This window comes from Flavobacterium sp. T12S277 (assembly GCF_048514875.1).
GTDB lineage: Bacteria > Bacteroidota > Bacteroidia > Flavobacteriales > Flavobacteriaceae > Flavobacterium.
In genome coordinates this window covers 39,018-57,297 of sequence record NZ_JBLYEG010000003.1, presented here as the reverse complement: position 1 = coordinate 57,297, position 18,280 = coordinate 39,018, and the positions used below count along the sequence as shown (strand labels likewise).

The 18,280-nt window shown below is 36.5% G+C and carries 13 protein-coding genes and 1 pseudogene; 6 read left to right on the top strand and 8 right to left on the bottom strand.

Going from position 1 to position 18,280, the window contains the following annotated elements; all coding sequences use genetic code 11:
* Positions 1 to 18 precede the first annotated feature (18 nt).
* Positions 19 to 1,305, bottom strand: a complete 1,287-nt coding sequence (locus ACN1CN_RS06545) for an anthranilate synthase component I family protein (protein ID WP_419135063.1) — start codon at positions 1,303 to 1,305, stop codon at positions 19 to 21.
* A gap of 200 nt (positions 1,306 to 1,505) precedes the next feature.
* Between ACN1CN_RS06545 and ACN1CN_RS06540 the strand changes: the two genes are divergently transcribed.
* The 3 genes from ACN1CN_RS06540 to ACN1CN_RS06530 all read left to right on the top strand — a co-directional run bounded on the left by ACN1CN_RS06540 (position 1,506) and on the right by ACN1CN_RS06530 (position 4,281).
* Positions 1,506 to 2,414 (top strand): DUF4349 domain-containing protein, encoded by a 909-nt coding sequence (locus ACN1CN_RS06540; protein ID WP_419135062.1) that lies wholly within the window; start codon positions 1,506 to 1,508, stop codon positions 2,412 to 2,414.
* 198 nt (positions 2,415 to 2,612) lie between these two features.
* A complete protein-coding gene (locus ACN1CN_RS06535) occupies positions 2,613 to 2,987 on the top strand; it encodes a DoxX family membrane protein (RefSeq protein ID WP_070907066.1) in 375 nt (124 codons plus the stop codon).
* Positions 2,988 to 3,627: 640 nt separating this feature from the next.
* A complete protein-coding gene (locus ACN1CN_RS06530; protein ID WP_419135061.1) occupies positions 3,628 to 4,281 on the top strand; it encodes a hypothetical protein in 654 nt (217 codons plus the stop codon).
* Positions 4,282 to 4,333: 52 nt separating this feature from the next.
* Here the strand turns inward: ACN1CN_RS06530 and lpdA are convergent, their stop codons facing one another.
* On the bottom strand, positions 4,334 to 5,737 hold the full coding sequence (gene lpdA, locus ACN1CN_RS06525) for a dihydrolipoyl dehydrogenase (RefSeq protein ID WP_419135060.1): 1,404 nt from the start codon (positions 5,735 to 5,737) through the stop codon (positions 4,334 to 4,336).
* A gap of 285 nt (positions 5,738 to 6,022) precedes the next feature.
* Here lpdA and ACN1CN_RS06520 point away from each other — a divergent pair.
* Positions 6,023 to 6,242: pseudogene (locus tag ACN1CN_RS06520) on the top strand (cystathionine beta-lyase); the annotation flags it as partial.
* 66 nt (positions 6,243 to 6,308) lie between these two features.
* Here ACN1CN_RS06520 and ACN1CN_RS06515 read toward each other — a convergent pair.
* The 6 genes from ACN1CN_RS06515 to ACN1CN_RS06490 all read right to left on the bottom strand — a co-directional run bounded on the left by ACN1CN_RS06515 (position 6,309) and on the right by ACN1CN_RS06490 (position 14,987).
* Positions 6,309 to 7,403: a DUF695 domain-containing protein gene (locus ACN1CN_RS06515; RefSeq protein WP_419135059.1), complete on the bottom strand. Its 1,095-nt coding sequence runs from the start codon at positions 7,401 to 7,403 to the stop codon at positions 6,309 to 6,311.
* A 279-nt stretch (positions 7,404 to 7,682) separates the two neighbouring features.
* Entirely contained in the window at positions 7,683 to 9,617 is a 1,935-nt protein-coding gene (locus ACN1CN_RS06510; protein WP_419135058.1) for an amino acid permease, read from the bottom strand.
* A gap of 326 nt (positions 9,618 to 9,943) precedes the next feature.
* The gene (locus tag ACN1CN_RS06505; RefSeq protein WP_419135057.1) at positions 9,944 to 12,850 is read right to left on the bottom strand and encodes an FAD-binding and (Fe-S)-binding domain-containing protein; all 2,907 of its coding nucleotides are present in this window, start codon (positions 12,848 to 12,850) and stop codon (positions 9,944 to 9,946) included.
* A 252-nt stretch (positions 12,851 to 13,102) separates the two neighbouring features.
* Positions 13,103 to 13,636 (bottom strand): hypothetical protein, encoded by a 534-nt coding sequence (locus ACN1CN_RS06500; protein ID WP_419135056.1) that lies wholly within the window; start codon positions 13,634 to 13,636, stop codon positions 13,103 to 13,105.
* 28 nt (positions 13,637 to 13,664) lie between these two features.
* The gene (locus ACN1CN_RS06495; RefSeq protein ID WP_419135055.1) at positions 13,665 to 14,096 is read right to left on the bottom strand and encodes a DUF6896 domain-containing protein; all 432 of its coding nucleotides are present in this window, start codon (positions 14,094 to 14,096) and stop codon (positions 13,665 to 13,667) included.
* 141 nt (positions 14,097 to 14,237) lie between these two features.
* Entirely contained in the window at positions 14,238 to 14,987 is a 750-nt protein-coding gene (locus ACN1CN_RS06490) for a DeoR/GlpR family DNA-binding transcription regulator (RefSeq protein ID WP_264523141.1), read from the bottom strand.
* Between the two features lie 223 nt (positions 14,988 to 15,210).
* Between ACN1CN_RS06490 and ACN1CN_RS06485 the strand changes: the two genes are divergently transcribed.
* Together ACN1CN_RS06485 and ACN1CN_RS06480 are read left to right on the top strand one after the other, a co-directional pair.
* Positions 15,211 to 15,951, top strand: a complete 741-nt coding sequence (locus tag ACN1CN_RS06485) for a carboxypeptidase-like regulatory domain-containing protein (protein WP_419135054.1) — start codon at positions 15,211 to 15,213, stop codon at positions 15,949 to 15,951.
* Positions 15,948 to 18,272: a SusC/RagA family TonB-linked outer membrane protein gene (locus ACN1CN_RS06480; protein WP_419135053.1), complete on the top strand. Its 2,325-nt coding sequence runs from the start codon at positions 15,948 to 15,950 to the stop codon at positions 18,270 to 18,272. The genes ACN1CN_RS06485 and ACN1CN_RS06480 overlap by 4 nt, the downstream gene beginning before the upstream one ends.
* The last annotated feature ends 8 nt before the right edge of the window (positions 18,273 to 18,280 follow it).

The following is an 18,280-nucleotide window of genomic DNA, read 5'->3' as shown; positions in this document are numbered from 1 at the left end:
TACCACATATTATCTTTTCTAACGTAGGACTTCGTGCATCGCTTTGGCTTTTAAAAGGCACTCCTCATACTCTTTTTCAGGAATTGATAGGGAAGTAATAGCACTTCCAACCGAAAATGAAACGTATTTTTGCTCCTGATTGTACAGGATACTTCTTATGACAACATTAAAATCAAAATCACCTTCTGGTGTAAAATAACCAACAGCGCCGCTATACAAACCCCGTTTAGTCTCTTCTAAGTTTTCGATGATTTTCATAACCGAAATTTTTGGAGCTCCGGTCATACTTCCCATCGGAAAAGTGGTTCTTAAAACATCAATTGGCGAGTATTGCGGATCTAATTTTGAAGTGATGGTAGAAATCATTTGATGCACCTGCAAAAACGAATAAATTTTACAAAGTTCCACTACTTCAACAGAACCTTTTTGTGCAGTATGCGACAAATCATTTCGTACCAAATCGGTAATCATAATATTTTCGGAACGTTCTTTTGCATCAGAGGCCAAAAATTGTTTTGATTTTTCGTCCTCAACCGGATCTGAGGATCGTTTTGAAGTTCCTTTTATCGGCTGAGAAATCAAAGTTTCCCCTACTTTTTTCAGGTAGCGTTCCGGAGAAACGGAAAGCAAATATTGTTTGTGGTTTTTAAAAAAAACTGAAAACGGAGCCTGTGATATTGCACTCAACTTCTGAAATTTTTCCAGTGGGTTAATTTCGGCATTCTCCGCAAAAAACTCCATACAAAAATTAGCCTCATACAGATCTCCTATATGAATGTGCTCCTGCATTTTTGCAACCTTTTCGAGGTACGCTTCTTTTAAAATACGTTGTTTAACCTCTATTCCGCTTAAAGTTTCGAAGCGGTCAAATTTGCTCTGAGTAATTTCTTCAAAATCATCTTCAAGTTCATCATCACAAAGCAGCAAGTATTGTATTTCAAGCTGATTTCCTCTTACTGTAAATATTTTTTTTGGCTGAAAGAAAAACAAATCCGGAAAATCCAGACCGTCAAAATTAGACGATGTCAACTTTTCGACATCATTCTTTAAATCATAAGAAAGGTATCCAAAAAGCCAGTCTTTAGTGGTTTGCTGATATTGTTTTAAATCTTCAAAGGCATTATGAAAATCCGTTTTTAAAGACGTAAAAGCATCTGCTGCCAATACAAAATCGAAACTGGAATACTCCTGTGGATAGGAGTTACTATCCAAAAAAACAACCTCACGAAATTGTTGTGACCAGCTTAAAAGCTGCTGTTTAAAATGCTCTGGATCTGAAATATTTTTATATGTGGTAACTCTCAAAAATAGGTATTTTTTAGGGCTCAAAATTACAACAAAAAAAATCCCTCAATAAAATAAATAGACAAAAAATATTGGCACACTTTTTAGTACATCGATTTAACAAGAACTCTTAACCACTTTACTGCCTATTGATTCAAAAAATACTTCTTAAAAAAAAACAGACCCTTTAAATTATTTATGAATCAAATTCTAAAACCTTTATGAAAACAGTTGCAAACCTTGGATTAACTTCCTTAGTGATTATCACTTTATTCTTTTCCTGCAAAAAAGCCGATCCTGCTGCGGAAACAGCAAGCACAGATTACAAAACCACAGCAGACAGCACTGCAATTTCTTCATCGGCTGCGGTGGAGAAAAAAGACAGTAAGCAGAAATTCATTCGGACTGCCGATATTAAGTTTAAGGTTAAAAATGTCGTCAAATCAACTTATGCCATTGAAAACGCAACACAAAAATTCGGGGGTTTTGTAACTTACACGAATTTGCAAAGCAACATTCACGATCAAATTAAAACTAAAATCAGTCAGGATAGTACGCTGGAAACTACCAAATACACCGTCGAGAACAACATTACGATTCGCGTTCCCAACACACAACTTGATACGGTTATAAAAACCATAGCCAGACAAATCGATTTTCTTGATTTCAGAGTTATCAAAGCCGATGATGTTTCTCTAAAATTACTGGCTAATCAGCTTTCGCAAAAAAGAAGTACGGTTACAGAGAAAAGGGTCGAAAATGCAATTGATTCGAAAGGCAAAAAAATCAATGACGTTATGGAAGCCGAAAATGCACTGGCAAACCAAAAAGAAGAAAAAGACAATCGTGCCATTGAGAATTTATCTTTGCAGGATCAGATTAATTTCAGCACCATTACTTTGCAGCTCTATCAAAACGAAACGGTAAAACAGGAAATAATGGCAAGCGAAAAAAGCGGTAATGCTTACAAACCAAATCTGGGCATTCAAATCATTGATTCTCTTAAAAACGGCTGGTATATTCTCGAAACGATCTTTGTTTTCATTCTTAATTTGTGGCCTTTTATTCTGATTGGTTTTGGTGGATTTTTCTTTTACAAAAAATACATTAAGAGACAAGAAAAGTGTTAATTAAATAGCAATTTCATAAGAAAAAATTCGTTATATTTGATATAGCATTCTATTTTTCCTAAAATAGAGCAATAAAGACTGTAAAACTCTCAACACAAAAGCCTTAAAAGCTGCTTTTCATTTTATTTGAGAGTTCAGATTGTAACGTTTTCCAAAAATAAATTATACTTTTTTAACCCATTAAAAATCTCAAGTATTATGAAAATTGCTACCATTATTGTCCGTGTTTTAATTGGTCTTTTGTTACTATTCGCCTCTCTTAGTTTTTTCTTTAAACTGGCACCGGAACCGGAAACTACCGGTGATTTTAAAGCTTTTAACATGGGACTTGTAGCCTCAACTTATTTATTGCCTTTAGCAAAATCAATCGAACTTCTTTGTGGTATTGCTTTTGTAACGGGGCGTTATGTAACATTGGCTAATATATTGATCCTACCAATTACGGTAAACATTCTGTTTATTAATTATTTTCTGGCTCCACAAGGTTTACCGCTTGCCATATTGCTATTCCTTGCCAATTTATTTTTAATCTACAGATATTGGGATAATTATAAAAGTGTTTTCACCAGATAGTCTATTTTCACTTTATACCAAAAGTAAACCCGACAGATTTTAAAAACCTGTCGGGTTTGTTATTTTAAAAGTATACATGCACTGTAACCTAGAACTACAACTGCTATCCCCTGTAATCTCAAATCGATAGCAATTTCATTTTAATCCGAATAAAAAGGACCAAAAAATGAAACCTTAAGCATACCAACATTGTCCTTTTTGACAAACCTGGCTTTTCCCGATGCTTTCCTCCCATTTGTCTTTTATGACATTATAGCCCCTGTTATTAACCTTTTATCAATCATTAGTATTTAAAAGAACCAGTAGTTACATTGTTTAAAACTCACTTTCATGGATCATCTCACCCGGCAATTTTACTAAATGTTTTAGAGGAGTCAAAATTGGATTTTTTGATTTTTTTTGATCTTCAAAAACAAATCAGGTACCTAATTCTTCATTTCTTCTAAAAGCAAAACTACACCACTGTTTTTCAAAACATTACCACTTTCATCTTACTAAATACAGCGACAGAATCCTACCTCTAATTTACAAAATTTTTCCTAAACTTCCTCTTTTTTGAACTCAAATTTTAAAAGAATAAAATTGATCTCTCTAAATAGTTTTACTAAACAACTATATTTGATTAAAATTAGCCTTTTACATGAAAAAATACCATTTGATTATTTTATTACTGTGTATTAATTTTTTGAGATCGCAATCTATAAAATCTGTAGATTCTCTAACCATTGAAATCTGTAAATCATTAGTGCAAAACAAAGTATTGGACAATGAAATCAGAATTAATACCATCAATAAGACTCATATCACTCCTTACCTCACAAAATTTAAAGACAGCATCGTGCAAAGGAGAGTATTTGAACAGGTATTTTACCGATTACATAAAAACTGCAACGAATTTGTAGCGCTTTTTCCAAATGAATCTGCACAAAGCAGCTGGTCAATGCAGGACGAAAAACCTCTCGATGAAATATCCAGAGAAGAATGCAATCGTTTTGACCAATCTTCAAAATACTATTATTTCGAGCATGGAGGTGCTAAAGTAGAAGTAACTTTAAGCGATTATCTATGGATCGAAAAATTTGCCGACAATACCTTTTCAAAATTGCATTTCAGAATGAAAAGTAATTGTGAATTTGAGCTGGAATTTATTGAAAGCAACAATCTGGCACGAAAAAATTTAAGTATCAAAGGCGACAAATATTTGTACCATTTGTACAAAGAAGAGAACGGGACTTACGGTGTGTATTTAAAGAACAAAGAAACTTATTATACTTTTACCGTAATTAAGCAATAAAAAACCCGTCAGAAGTACTTCCGACGGGTTTTTAACTATAGTTTTACGTAGCTTATACGTGTAATGCTCTGTTGTCTGTAGCTGCCAAAGCTGCTTCTTTTACTGCTTCAGCAAAAGTTGGGTGTGCATGGCTCATTCTTGAGATATCTTCAGCAGAAGCTTTAAATTCCATTGCAGTAACTGCCTCAGCAATTAAATCTGCAGTACGGGCTCCAATCATGTGAACACCTAAAACCTCATCTGTCTTAGCGTCAGCAATAATTTTTACGAAACCATCAAGATCTCCACTTGCTCTTGCACGTCCTAATGCTTTGAAAGGGAAGCTTCCTACTTTGTATTCTGTTCCCGAAGCTTTTACCTGCTCTTCTGTTTGTCCAACAGTAGCAACTTCCGGCCAGGTGTACACTACACCAGGAATTAGGTTGTAATCGATATGTGGTTTTTGACCTGCTAAGATTTCAGCAACCATAGTTCCTTCTTCTTCCGCTTTGTGTGCCAACATCGCTCCACGAACAACGTCACCAATAGCATAGATATTTGGAACATTAGTTTGTAAATGATCGTTTACTTCTACCTGTCCTCTGTCTGAAATTATCACTCCTGCTTTGTCAGCGTTCAATCCGTCTGTATACGGACGACGACCAACAGAAACTAATGAATAATCTCCTTCTAAGGTAATAGTTTCTCCTTTTGCATTCTCAGCCTGAACCACAACAGCATCGCCATTTCTTTCTACTGATTTTACTTTGTGAGAAACGTAGAATTTCATTCCTTGTTTTTTCAATACTTTCGTCAATTCTTTAGACAAAGCGCTATCCATTCCCGGGATAATTCTGTCCATGAATTCCACTACAGAAACCTGAGCTCCTAAACGAAGGTAAACTTGTCCAAGCTCAATTCCGATTACTCCACCACCAATAATTACAAGGTGTTTTGGAACTTCTTTTAAAGCTAAAGCCTCAGTAGAAGTGATGATTCTTTCTTTGTCAATTTTAATGAAAGGCAAAGAAGATGGTTTAGAACCTGTAGCGATTACAGTATATTTTGCTTCAATAGTTTCAGAAGTTCCGTCAGCTTTAGCTACAGCAATATGTGTTGCATCTACGAAAGAACCTAAACCATTAAAAACAGTAATTTTATTTTTATCCATTAAGTAGTTGATTCCACCTACGGTTTGATCTACAACTGCTTGTTTGCGCGCGATCATTTTCTCTAAATTGATTTTTACATCTCCAGAAACCTCGATTCCGTGATCTGCAAAATGTGCAATTTCTGCATAATGATGAGAAGACGATAATAATGCTTTTGAAGGAATACAACCTACGTTAAGGCAAGTTCCGCCCAAAGAGTTATACTTTTCTACAATTGCAGTTTTAAAACCTAATTGTGCGCAACGAATTGCTGATACATATCCGCCAGGACCTGAACCTATAATGACTACGTCAAATGAACTCATAGTTTGTCTATTTTATTTTTAGCGATACAAAATTAAGGAATAAAGTTTTGTTTAAAGTTTAAATCTCAATGTTTTTTGTGTGAAATTTTACTTAATGTTTTACTTGTTATTGGTTTGTCGGATCTGCAAAGATTTGATGCGTTTAGGTTGCATTTTTTTGCTCGCGAAGGCGCGAATACGCAAAGATATTTTTGCTCTGAAATCGGTTTTTGAGGATGTTAAAGTAAGGCTCTCGCAGATTGGGCAGATCAGGCAGATTTTTTTCTTTTGATAATCGTGGAGACGCACAAAACATTATTTAGTGCGCGGGGAATTTCTCAAATTCAAACGAAATTTCGTCAGAAGAGCAAGCCAAAATGGGCTTGACAGAAAGCCTGATTCGTTTTTCTATTGGTCTTGACAATGACATAGAGCGTACTTATGAAATGATGAAAAGTTCATGATTGAACTTGGGATTTTGAACCCCTTAAAGATTCTCAAAAAAGTTTTTACAGAAATTTGCTAAGTTTATTTTTGCCACGAATTCACGAATATATTATTCAAAAAAAATTCGTGAATTCGTGGCTATAAACTATCTCGGCTCGTAATGCCTAAACGTTTGCCAGTATTTGTCTTTGTAGATTTCGTAACTTATATCAAAAGAACTACTATATTTTTTAAGTATTGCATCTGCTGTTTTTGATGGCTTTCTAAAATCCTTGCACGCAAAAAAGATTTCCCTTTTATTCCCTACCGTCTCTCTTCCAATGTTTAAATATCCATCAAAGTCTTTCAATTCGACTGTAATTTCATCTTCAATTTCATTCAGTAATTGATACGTTTCTTCGTCAGGCATTCCATTAGTATTACTTCCATCAAACGGAATACTAATAATAAACATCCACGGATGTGATGCTTTTTTATCCCATTCCAAAATAGATGTATTCATAATCGCTAAGAGAATACCGCCTTCCTCTGTATTTGCTTCAAAGCTTGAATAACTATCATTTTCAGTATTGTACCTGATGCCTTCATATTTTTCCACAAACTCTTTTTCTCTCCAAATCAAATAATCTTTTAATTTTCCAATTGGTATTAACTCCTCAGAAATTTCGTTGTTTCCTATTACTTGCATGTTATCTATCGAAGTAACAGAATCCAATTCGCCTAAATAATTATCCAGAAAAATATAAACTCCATTAATTATTAACTGCTTCTTATCTTCTATAAAATGATCGTAAACGATCGTCAAATCAATCTCATCTGGAAAGTCTTTTCTTATATTAGGATAAAATTTTAAATTATCAGCATTGAGTTCAAAATTTTCAAACTTTATTCCAACATTTTCAATATTTATTGCAGGCTTAAGAGCAGTGAATTTCCAACCTTCAATTTTTGGCGCAGTATTTACTAACTCTTCTATTATATAAATATTTCTAATTACTCCGTCGGGCGTTAAAACTAATTCAGCTGTCTGACTATCAATCATTCCCGCCAAAAAATAAATCTGAGAGTGAATTTCTGCTAATTTTGGCCCCAATTTATCAAAAAAGCCCTTAGGGATGTTTTCTCCCCTTTGAACAATATTAAAAAACTCTTTTTCATTTTTCAGAAACCAATTCCAAAAATCATCATACGAATTTATTGGGGCTTGCTTTTTACCCAATATTTTATCAAAAAAACCCATGTATAAAAAATTAAAAATCTATAAAAACAAAAATAAGAAAAAACCTTCTTTTAACTCTGTTTTCAAGATGAGAAATTTCATGAAATTTATTCGGAATTCTTCAGTACGGAACACAGCGTTTTTCGCACAGATTTGCCCGATTTTCTTTTTTAGATTATAAACAGGTTTTTACTAATCTGCCTGAAACAAAAAAAATTTTAACCTCTTTAATCTACATCAAAATAAAAAAGCCGTTCTGAAAACTACTTCTCAGAACGGCTTATCTTTTTTATATTCTAACTATAAAGTTTCTACATTCAGTTTACTGTTTTTTCGGCTGAAGCCAAAGTAAATACAAAGACCAATAAGCAACCAAACTGTGAAGTAAATCCAGTTCCAAACACTCAATTCTGCCATCATATACAAACAACAGATTAACCCTAAAAGTGGAATCAATGATAAGTTTTGTTTGAAAGCCCAAACTGTCAAGCCCATCAAAACAAGTAAAAAGATCCACATTGGAATTTTATGCTTGAACAAACTGAATCCGCTTTCGAATTTTAAGGAATCACTAATTGGTAAACCTTTTACCACCTCGGCATATTTCGCATCATCCGATTGATATTGGCTTAGTAAATGCTCTAAATCGGCTGTTTCTGAAGTTTTATTCTGAACATCGATGCTTTTTAAATAATTGAATACTTTTTCGGACTCACTTTTATCCAATGAAGTAATGATGTCTGCCGGGCTATTAATTTGAGTCTCGTTTGTGATAAAGCTCATCGTCGCTTTTTTATTGTATCCAAAGGCGAAAACTAATCCGATGATTAATAAAATAGGCATTATGTATTTTGAATTGATGTAAGGCGTTTTAAACTTTCCTCTTGGAATCTCTGGTTTGTTTTGCAATACCAAAACTCCGGCGCAAACCAATACGAAAGCGAATAAAGTTCCAATACTACACAAATCTGTTACCATAGTAAGATTTAGGAATAAGGCCGGAACAGCAACCACAAATCCGGTTACAACAGTTGCATAAGAAGGCGTTTTGAATTTTGGATGTACACGTGAGAAACGTTTTGGCAATAATCCGTCACGGCTCATACTCATCCAGATACGGGGCTGTCCCATTTGAAAAACCAATAAAACGCTGGCCATCGCCACTACCGCACTTACTGCAATAATTCCGGACATCCATTTTAAATCTAATTTTTCGAATACAAATGCTAATGGATCCCCTACATTTAATTCGTTATAACGTACCATTCCGGTAAGAACCAAGGCAATGGCGATATACAAAAGCGTACAAATAATAATTGCCCACATCATTCCGCGCGGTAAGTCTCTTTGCGGATTTTTACATTCTTCGGCCGTGGTCGAAATAGCATCAAAACCAATATAAGCAAAGAATACTGCTGAAACTCCCTTTAGCACTCCACTTACTCCATTTGGTGCAAACGGATCCCAGTTGGCTGTATCCACATAAAATATACCCACTGCGATTACTAAAAGTACAATACAAAGTTTTACTACCACCATAATATTACTGGCATTACGGGACTCTTTCATTCCGCGATAAATCAATGCTGTAATTAAAATGATGATCAATAAAGCCGGAAGATCGGCAACAAAATGAAAGGAACCAAATAAAACCGGTGAAGTCGTCCAGGCGGTATAAGCCGACTGCAGGGCTGGCTCTAAATTATCAAACGCTTTTCCGCTGTGCATCAGAGCGGTTGCATTATTAAATCCGTTTGAAGCGGTTAAATAGTCCATTTGAACCCACTGCGGGAGATGAATACCTCCGCTGGCAAGCAGTCCTGTGAAATAATCACTCCACGATATGGCGACGGTTATATTTCCAACCGAATATTCCATGATTAAAGCCCAACCGATAACCCAGGCAATAATTTCTCCAAAGGCAACATACGAATACGTATACGCACTTCCTGAAACGGGCACCATTGAGGCAAATTCAGCATAAGCAAAAGCAGCAAAACTACAGGCCACTGCCGTAAATAAGAACAAAAATATAACGGCTGGTCCACCGTCTGCACTGGCTTTTCCGATAGTACTAAAAATTCCGGCACCAACAATAGCAGCGATTCCAAAGGCAGTTAAATCTCTGGCAGTTAAGTGTTTTCCTAATGCATTATGACCGTCTGCATCGTTTTTTGCAACCTGCTTCAGAATATCTTGTACCGTTTTTTTTCGGAATAAACCTGATAATGCCATATGTAATTATGCTTTTAAAATTAATTTAATTCGGTCTTTGTGGTTTTATTTTGCAAATAATGCAAAAATTATCCTGATTTCAAATATATAAAACGATTTTGTTTTGCATCGTTTTTTGTGATGAATTATTTTGCCCAGGGATTGTTGCGGATTAAACGGATTTAAGCTGATTTTTTTTTTTCGCCACGACCCGAGCAATAGCGAACAGGCGAAGCAATTGCACGAATTAGCACAAATTATTCTTTTGCCACAGATTATGAGGATTAAAATGATTAAAAAAAAATCTGCGTGAGAAAAATCTAAAATCTACATTCTAAAATCTAAAATTACTTCAGGCAGTTTCTTAAAATACTCACCGGATGCTGTGCTTCCCTGCTCGTTCCATCATAAATCTGATGACGACAACTGGTTCCTGCTGCGGCGATTTTTACGTCCTGAGCGGTCGCTCTTACTTTCGGAAATAAGGTATCTTCTCCCATTTGCATACTCACCTGATAATGTTCTTTTTCGTAACCAAATGATCCTGCCATCCCACAACAACCCGAATTGTAAATGGTAACAACATTGTTTGTTGGCAAATTCAGCATAGCAAAAGTCGCTTCAACCGAACTCAGTGATTTCTGATGACAATGTCCGTGAATCTTAATTTCTTTCTTTTCTCCTGAAAAAGAATCGGACGTAATCTTACCATCGCTAATTTCCTTTTTAAAGAATTCTTCTATCGTAAAAGCATGCTGCGCCACTTTTGCTGCAGCTTCCTTGTCGGTTGCCAGACGTAAATATTCGTCCCTGAACGTTAAAATTGCCGAAGGTTCAATTCCGATTAAAGGTGCTTTCGCAGAAACCAAATCCTTGAAAATAGTCACGTTCTCGTCTGCAATTTTCTTCGCTTCTTCCAAAAATCCTTTCGACAAATAGGTTCTTCCACTTTCTTCATGATGGACGATCAAAACTTCATAGCCTAATTTCGTCAGTAATTCAAAAGCATCGATTCCGATAGTAACATCGTAATAATTCGTGAACTCATCATTAAACAAATACACTTGTCCGTTGGGGAAATTCTTGTGCTGCGGTTTATGATTTTCGTACCATTTTCGAAACGTTTTTTTCGCCAATAATGGAACCTGTCTTTCCGGCGCAATTCCCATGCTTTTTTTTACGAGGGACTGATTGGAAATAAAATTCGTAATCGACGGAAACAGGCTTCCCATCTTATTCAGTTTGGCGTTGTGTGCAAAAATCTTATTTCGGGTCGAAAAGCCATTTGCTTTTTGATATTGATATAAAAATTCTGCTTTCAAAGTGGCCACGTCCACATTACTCGGACACTCACTGGCACAGGCTTTACAGCTCACGCACAATTCAAAAACTTCGTAAAGTTCTTTCTGGTCAAATTTGTTTTCTTTCTCTGAATAGGTCAAATATTCACGTAAAGCATTGGCTCTTGCGCGTGTGGTTTCTTTTTCATTTTTCGTCGCGCGGTAACTCGGACACATAGCCCCTCCTGCCGACGGCAATTTTCTACAATCACCCGAACCGTTGCATTTTTCGGCAGCACGCAAAATCCCTAAACTATCAGAGAAATCCTGAAACGTTTTAATATCCGGTTCTACCCTGCCCGAAACGACACGATGATTTTCGTCCATTTTCAAAGCATTTACAATCTTACCGATATTCAAAGCCGAATTTGGGTCAAACGCAAGCTTGATTCTTTTCAGCAATTCATAATTCGTTTCGCCAATCATGTACGGAATAAACTCGCCGCGCACGATTCCATCACCGTGTTCCCCGCTCAACGAACCCCTGTATTTTTTAACCAAAACAGCCACATCGGTCGCAATAGTTCTAAAGAGTTTTAAGTCTGATGTTTTTTTCAAATTCAAAACCGGACGCAAATGCAGCTCGCCCGCTCCGGCATGTGCGTAATAAATCGCTTCTTGACCGTGGCGCTGCATCATGGCCGAAAACTCGGCAATATAAGCCGGTAAATCGCTCAATTCAACAGCAGTGTCTTCGATTGAATCGGCAGCTTTATCGTCTCCCACTATACTTCCTAAAAGTCCGAGACCCGCTTTACGAAGTTCGTTTACTTTTTCGATATCCGCACCATAAATTTTTACGAGTGCGTAACCAAAATTATTTTTCTCCAAATCAGCAATTAAAGCGTTGGCTTGGTTTTCAGCATCCTCTGCCTCATGCGAAGCCACTTCAAAGAGCATAATCGCTTTGGGTTCGCCCACTAAAAAGAACCTGTTTTTCGATTGTTCGCGGTTGGTTTTAGTACAATCTAAAATCGTATCGTCGATCATTTCAGCGGTATACAAATGATGTTTCATCGCTACCACAACAGACTCTAACGATTCCTGAATGCTATGATAATGCGCCACGACCATAATGTTATTGGCAGGTGGTAAATCGTCGACTTTTAATATAATTTCAGTTGTAAAAGCCAGCGTTCCTTCGCTTCCGCAAAGCAATTTCCCTAAATTAATAGTAGGTTCTGTCCCGCCAAACAAATCCGATTTCAGCAGAATATCCACGGCATAACCTGTATTTCTTCTGTGAATCTCGGGCTTTGGAAATTCTTTTATGATTTCGTCCTGCGTTGCTTTTACCGAAAGTTCGTCGTAAATGCTTTTATAAATTTTATTTTCTAAGGTATCCCCTTTGGTTTTTTCGATAAATTCAGCCGACGTCAGCTCTTTAAAAACCGTCGCCGAACCGTCGCTCAAGATGGCTTTGATTTCGACAATTTTATCACGTGTTACCCCATATCGAATCGAAGTAGTCCCGGACGAGTTATTCCCCACCATTCCGCCAATCATACAGCGGTTGGAAGTCGAAGTATTGGGTCCAAAAAATACACCGTGAGGTTTTAGGAATAAATTCAGTTCGTCACGAATGACACCGGGTTGCACCGTAACCGTTTTTTTAATCGGGTCAAAATTCAAAATCTTAGTAAAATTCTTCGAAACATCGACTACAATTCCGTCGCCAACCGTTTGTCCAGCGAGAGAAGTTCCGGCCGTTCTTGGTGTAATCGAAATATGATGTTGTCCCGCAAACCGGATTAGTTTGCTAATGTCTTCGATCGTTTTAGGTACTGCCACCGCTTTTGGCCGGATTCGATATACCGAAGCATCGGTAGAATAAAGTGTTTTATGAAGATCGTCGTATAAAAGTGTTCCTTCTAATGATTCTGATAAGTGTTGTAACTCTTTAATTATTGACATTATAACTTGATTTATGAACTAAAACGGATTCAGTGAATTACAAAAATAGTTTTTTTTAAGGTTCTAAGCTTCTGAGAAACTAAGGTTCTAAGTTTTTTTCTTTGATTGTGTCTTTTTGAATTGGAATTTTATTTTTTAGGAGCAATTTCCTGCTGTCTGCTATATCTTTTACCCCGAAGCCCGGCGCAAAAGGATGCCGCTTCCATCAGGGCTAGAAATCTTGTTTTCAAAAGAAACTTAATCGAATAAGAATTAACTCAAATACCAGGGAACATCTTTTAAATCATCAAAATTATCAGCGGGAATTCCGTGTAATTCTGTCATTTTTGCACAAATTTGATCAAAATTAGCGTGATCAGAATATGCCATATCAATAACGCGATCAGTATCTCCAAATCCTCCGGCACCAAGTAAAAGTCTATTTGAAAAGCAAAATTCTTTTGCGAGTTCTGTTATTATTTTGAATAACTGATCTGAAGTGTTTTTTTCTTTAAAATACAAACTATTAAATCGTTCTGTGCAACCTATTAAGACTACATTTTTATAAATATCAACAGAAAAAACAAAACCTTCTCCCATAGTATATTCGGGCTGGTTATCATGGGCAGGGACAAAAATTAAAAACCATTTTTCGTTTGTATTTTCCCTTTTTGAAAAATGCCCAAATTCTCTTAAATGCAAAACTTCAGTTTTTAATCGAACAAAAACGTCATCAAGTCTTTTTCTAAGTTCTTCTATTTCAAAATCTTTTTCTCTTGGAATTATACAATCAATACTTGTTCCCATTTTTTGAGGTTTGAGTTAAAACAATAATTTAAAATAAAAGCGATTCGTGAACAACTCTATAACATTTAAAAACACACCCAAAAGGAGGTTTTTCTGTATTCTTAATAATCTCCCAATCTAATATTCCTTTATTTATAAGCTGATACAATTCATACTCAATAAAATCATCACTATAATTTAGCTTCTGATACTCTGGATGCGTTCTAACAAACTCTGAAAATTTCCATTGTGAAAACTTAATTTCATTTACAGTAATATCATAGGCATAAATAACACCGCCCTTTTCAGCAGTGCAGCCACTTCCGTGAAACCAATATTTAATTCCCTCGATCGTACCTTTTCTTTCAAAAAAAGTACTCGAAAATGAACATGGATTTATATCCTGTTTATATTTCTTTTTTAATAAAGTTTCAAATGTCCTTATAAAACCGATATACTCCTCTACTGTTTTTTCAATCATAATTGTCCCAAAATTAAAATGAAGATATAGGATTCACAACCCTCTTTCACAGACGTGAGCGGGGCGCCCGCACCAACGAAGGGATTCATTTACCTAAAATACTCCACTCAATAAAAATCCCGCACAAAAACGCAAATTTACTCACACAACCCTCGCCCCGGCTTCCACGAAGCTTTTAATCTTAGCACTCTTCGGATTCAGCTCAGTAACGATAGCATCTACTTTGTCGAGACCACAAACCTGATGTGGCATTTTGCCATTTATTTTATCTGAGGTCGCCAGTACAATTACTTTGTCTGACGCATTGATCATTTCTTTTTTGATGATCGAAACTTCGTAACCCATTTCGGTAAGTCCCTGATTTACATCTAAACTACTCACTCCCAAGAAACAAACATCGGCTCTGATTTTAGACAACACCTGAACTACGTCGATACCCACTGTTACCATGGCTTTTTTCTGTAGTTTTCCTCCAATAAAAATCAATTCAATATTGGGATGCTGCGACAACTGCATCGCGATGGGTAGACTGTACGTATATATAGTAGCCGAAAAATCGATTGGAATGAGCTTGCAAAAAGACAGATTAGTGGTTCCTCCTGTCATGATAATCACCTGACCCTCATTTAGAAACGATAAGGCTTTTTGTCCTACTACAATCTTTTTGTCTTCATTGATAATGGTAATATCAAATACATTATTGGATTTCTCCTTTACCGGAAAAGCAGCTCCATATACCTTATTAATCAGGCCTTTGTTGTGCAACTCATTAAAATCTCTGCGTATGGTATCCTCAGAGATGCTGAGCTCTGCGGCAAGATCGATCGTATGTATTTTTTCGACATCCTTAAATTTATCCATGATAAACTGATGTCTTTCTTTCTTAAGCATTTTAACTTTTTTGAACAAATATAAATTATAATGCGTTATTATGCACTATTTACCTACTATAATTTACAAATTATCTTACACAAGCCTTAAAACATTAAAAAATAAAATAAAAACTGCATTATTATGCATTTTATAACAAATTTTATAAAAAGTTTGCATTAAATCGCATTTATTAAAATTAATTCCTATATTTAGAATCTCTAACCAAACAAATATTTTAAAAATGAAAAAACTGTTATTTATTCTATTTGGAATTATTTTGTTTGCGCAGCCCATTTTTGCGCAGTCAAAAACCGTAACCGGTACCATTACCAGTACTACCGACGGACTTTCTTTACCTGGAGTATCTGTTTTGATTGAAGGTACTTCAAAAAGCACTACAACTGATTTAGACGGAAAATTCAGCATCACCGCAAAAGAAAACGAAACGCTCGTTTTTAGTTTTGTAGGATTTGCTACTAAGAAAATTAAAATCTCAGCAAACACCACCACCATCAACCTAAAAATGACCGAAGAAACAAACGCTCTTTCTGAAGTAGTTGTACTTGGTTCCACCGTACGCGCTACTCGTAAAGAGCTCGGTAATGCCGTAACCAGTTTAAAAGGAGAAGATTTGGTTAAAGCACAACCCGGAGGGCTTTCAACGGCTTTGCAGGGAAAAATTGCGGGGGCTCAGGTTTCTCAAAACTCAGGGGATCCGGCAGGAGGTTTCAGCATCAAGCTTAGAGGAACTTCATCTATATTAGGTTCTTCAGATCCTTTATATGTTATTGACGGTGTGGTTTTAAACAACGCGACCACCAATGTAACCAACTTAAATGTAACGACCGGAAACTCTAACATGCAAATTGGTCAGAACAGATCTTCAGACATTAACCCTAACGACATACAAAGTGTCGAGGTGTTAAACGGAGGGCTGCAGCTGCCATTTACGGATCAAGAGCAGCCAATGGTGTGGTTTTGATTACCACTAAAAAAGGTGTAGCAGGAGAAACCAGATATACGTTTTCAACCAGCGTAACTTCTAACCAAATTCGCAAAAAACTAGATATGAATATGTCTGACAAGCAGTTTGTAAGCACTTCTCCCGCACTGTTCCCTATTCAGGGTAATCCGGCTAGTCCAACTACAGTTAGCGTTTTAGGCAGAAACCTTGAAACCAGAACGACTAACGTACAACGCTACGACTATCAGGATGATATTTTCAATACCGGTGTTGGAACCGATACTTATTTCTCACTACAAGGCGGAGACGAGAAAACCAAATATTTTGCTTCTCTTGGTTATCTGGTAAACGAAGGAATTATAAAAAATACCGATTTTAAAAGAGCCGGAGCCAAAGTAAGATTGAAACATGACTTCAATTCGAAACTATCTGCTACGGTGGGATTAAATTATATCAACTCGAGTTCGAATGAAAAACCGGACGGGAATGTTTTCTGGAGTCCGATTAACGCGATCAATATCACCAATAATATCTACGACATCAATCAAAGAGACGTAAACGGTAATCTGCTGGCTGTTGATCCCAACAGGGTGAATCCGCTTTCGATCATCGAAACTTTCAAAATCAAGCAAAACACAGACCGTATTATTTCTGATTTACAATTAAACTATACGCCGTTTAAAAATTTCAATGCCGATTTGATTTTTGGTATTGACAATTACAATCAAAGAGGAAATGTTTTCATCCCGAGATATCCGTATGTGGTTAATCCGGCGTATTACAATGACGGTTACGTTTCTGAAGCCACCAACAGAGTCGTGCAATTCAATAACGATTTGAATTTAAGATACCTTTGGAACATTAACGAAAAATGGAAAGCCACTACTTACGGAGGTTACAACCTACAAACCTACCGTGATAATTTTGCGGCAGTTGAAGGCCGTAACTTAAAACCATTTATCGAAACCATAAATGCTTTTAATACTTTGATTCCGGGTTCACCAAGTTCGAGCCAATCCAAATATAATTTATGGGGCTATTACCTTCAGGAAACTGTTGGTTACAAAGACAAATTGTATCTGACAATTGCCGGAAGACAAGATGCTTCGACTATTTTTTCGAGTGCCAACCGTTCTCAGTTTTATCCAAAAGCGAGTGTGAGTTATGTTTTCTCAGATGAAAAATTCATGGAAAACATTCACGATGCTGTAAGTTCTGTACGTTTTAGAGCTTCATGGGGAAAATCAGGAAGTTTAACTGCGATTAAACCCTATGCACGTTTCACCAATTATTCTACCGGAACCCTTTTAGGAAACAGTACTTTTACCATTGAAGGGTTCAAACAGGGGAATTTAGATTTAAGACCGGAACAAAGTGTTACCTATGAAATTGGAGGTGATTTTGGTTTTATCAAAGACCGTCTGAATTTGTCTTTCAGTTACTACAATGCTGATATTGACGATTTGTTATTACCGGTTCAATTGGCTGCTTCTGAAGGCGCTACCAATACGATTAAAAATATCGGAAAAATGAACAACAAAGGGTTCGAAATCAATTTGAAATACGATCTGATCAAAAAAGAAAATCTTCATCTTGATGTATTTGTCAACTACAGCAGCAACCGAAACAAAGTAACAGGATTACCGCAAACCCGTTTCAAACTGGATAGTAACCTGGCTGGGGCACCTGTTTTTGTTGAAATGAACAAACCAATCGGGATTTTCTACGGAACTTATTTTGCCCGAAATGCTGACGGAAGTTTATTGCTGACTCCTGGCGGATATCCGCAAACCGAAAAAGGAGATGTAAATACCGGAGCTCCACAAAGAGACGCTTCAGGACAGCCGACAGGAACTATTTTGAACAAACAAATCGGTAATCCAAATCCGGATTACATCATCGCATTCGGAGCGAATCTGAATTACAAAAAATTTGGTCTTTCAATATTGTTTGACGGTGTTCAGGGCGTAGATGTTTTTGATGCCGATTACAGAACCAGACAGGGTGTGGGATCAGGAAAACTGGTTACTCAGGAACTTAACGGTGAGTTACCGCGTGGGTACATCTGGTCGGTTTACAACGTGGAAGAATTTAGAGTGGTAGACGGAAGTTACCTGAAATTAAGAGAAGTTTCGCTCAATTATTCTTTCGGAAAGCTAAACAAATTCTTTGACGATTTAACCGTTACTGCCAGTGGAAGAAACCTGATTTCATGGGATAACTTTACCAGTTTCGATCCTGAAACCAACTCGGGCGGACAGTCTTCGGTTGCGAAATACAATTTTGGAACAGTGCCAATTCCAAGTTCTTACTCCTTGGCGGTAAAAGTTCAATTTTAATCAAATCA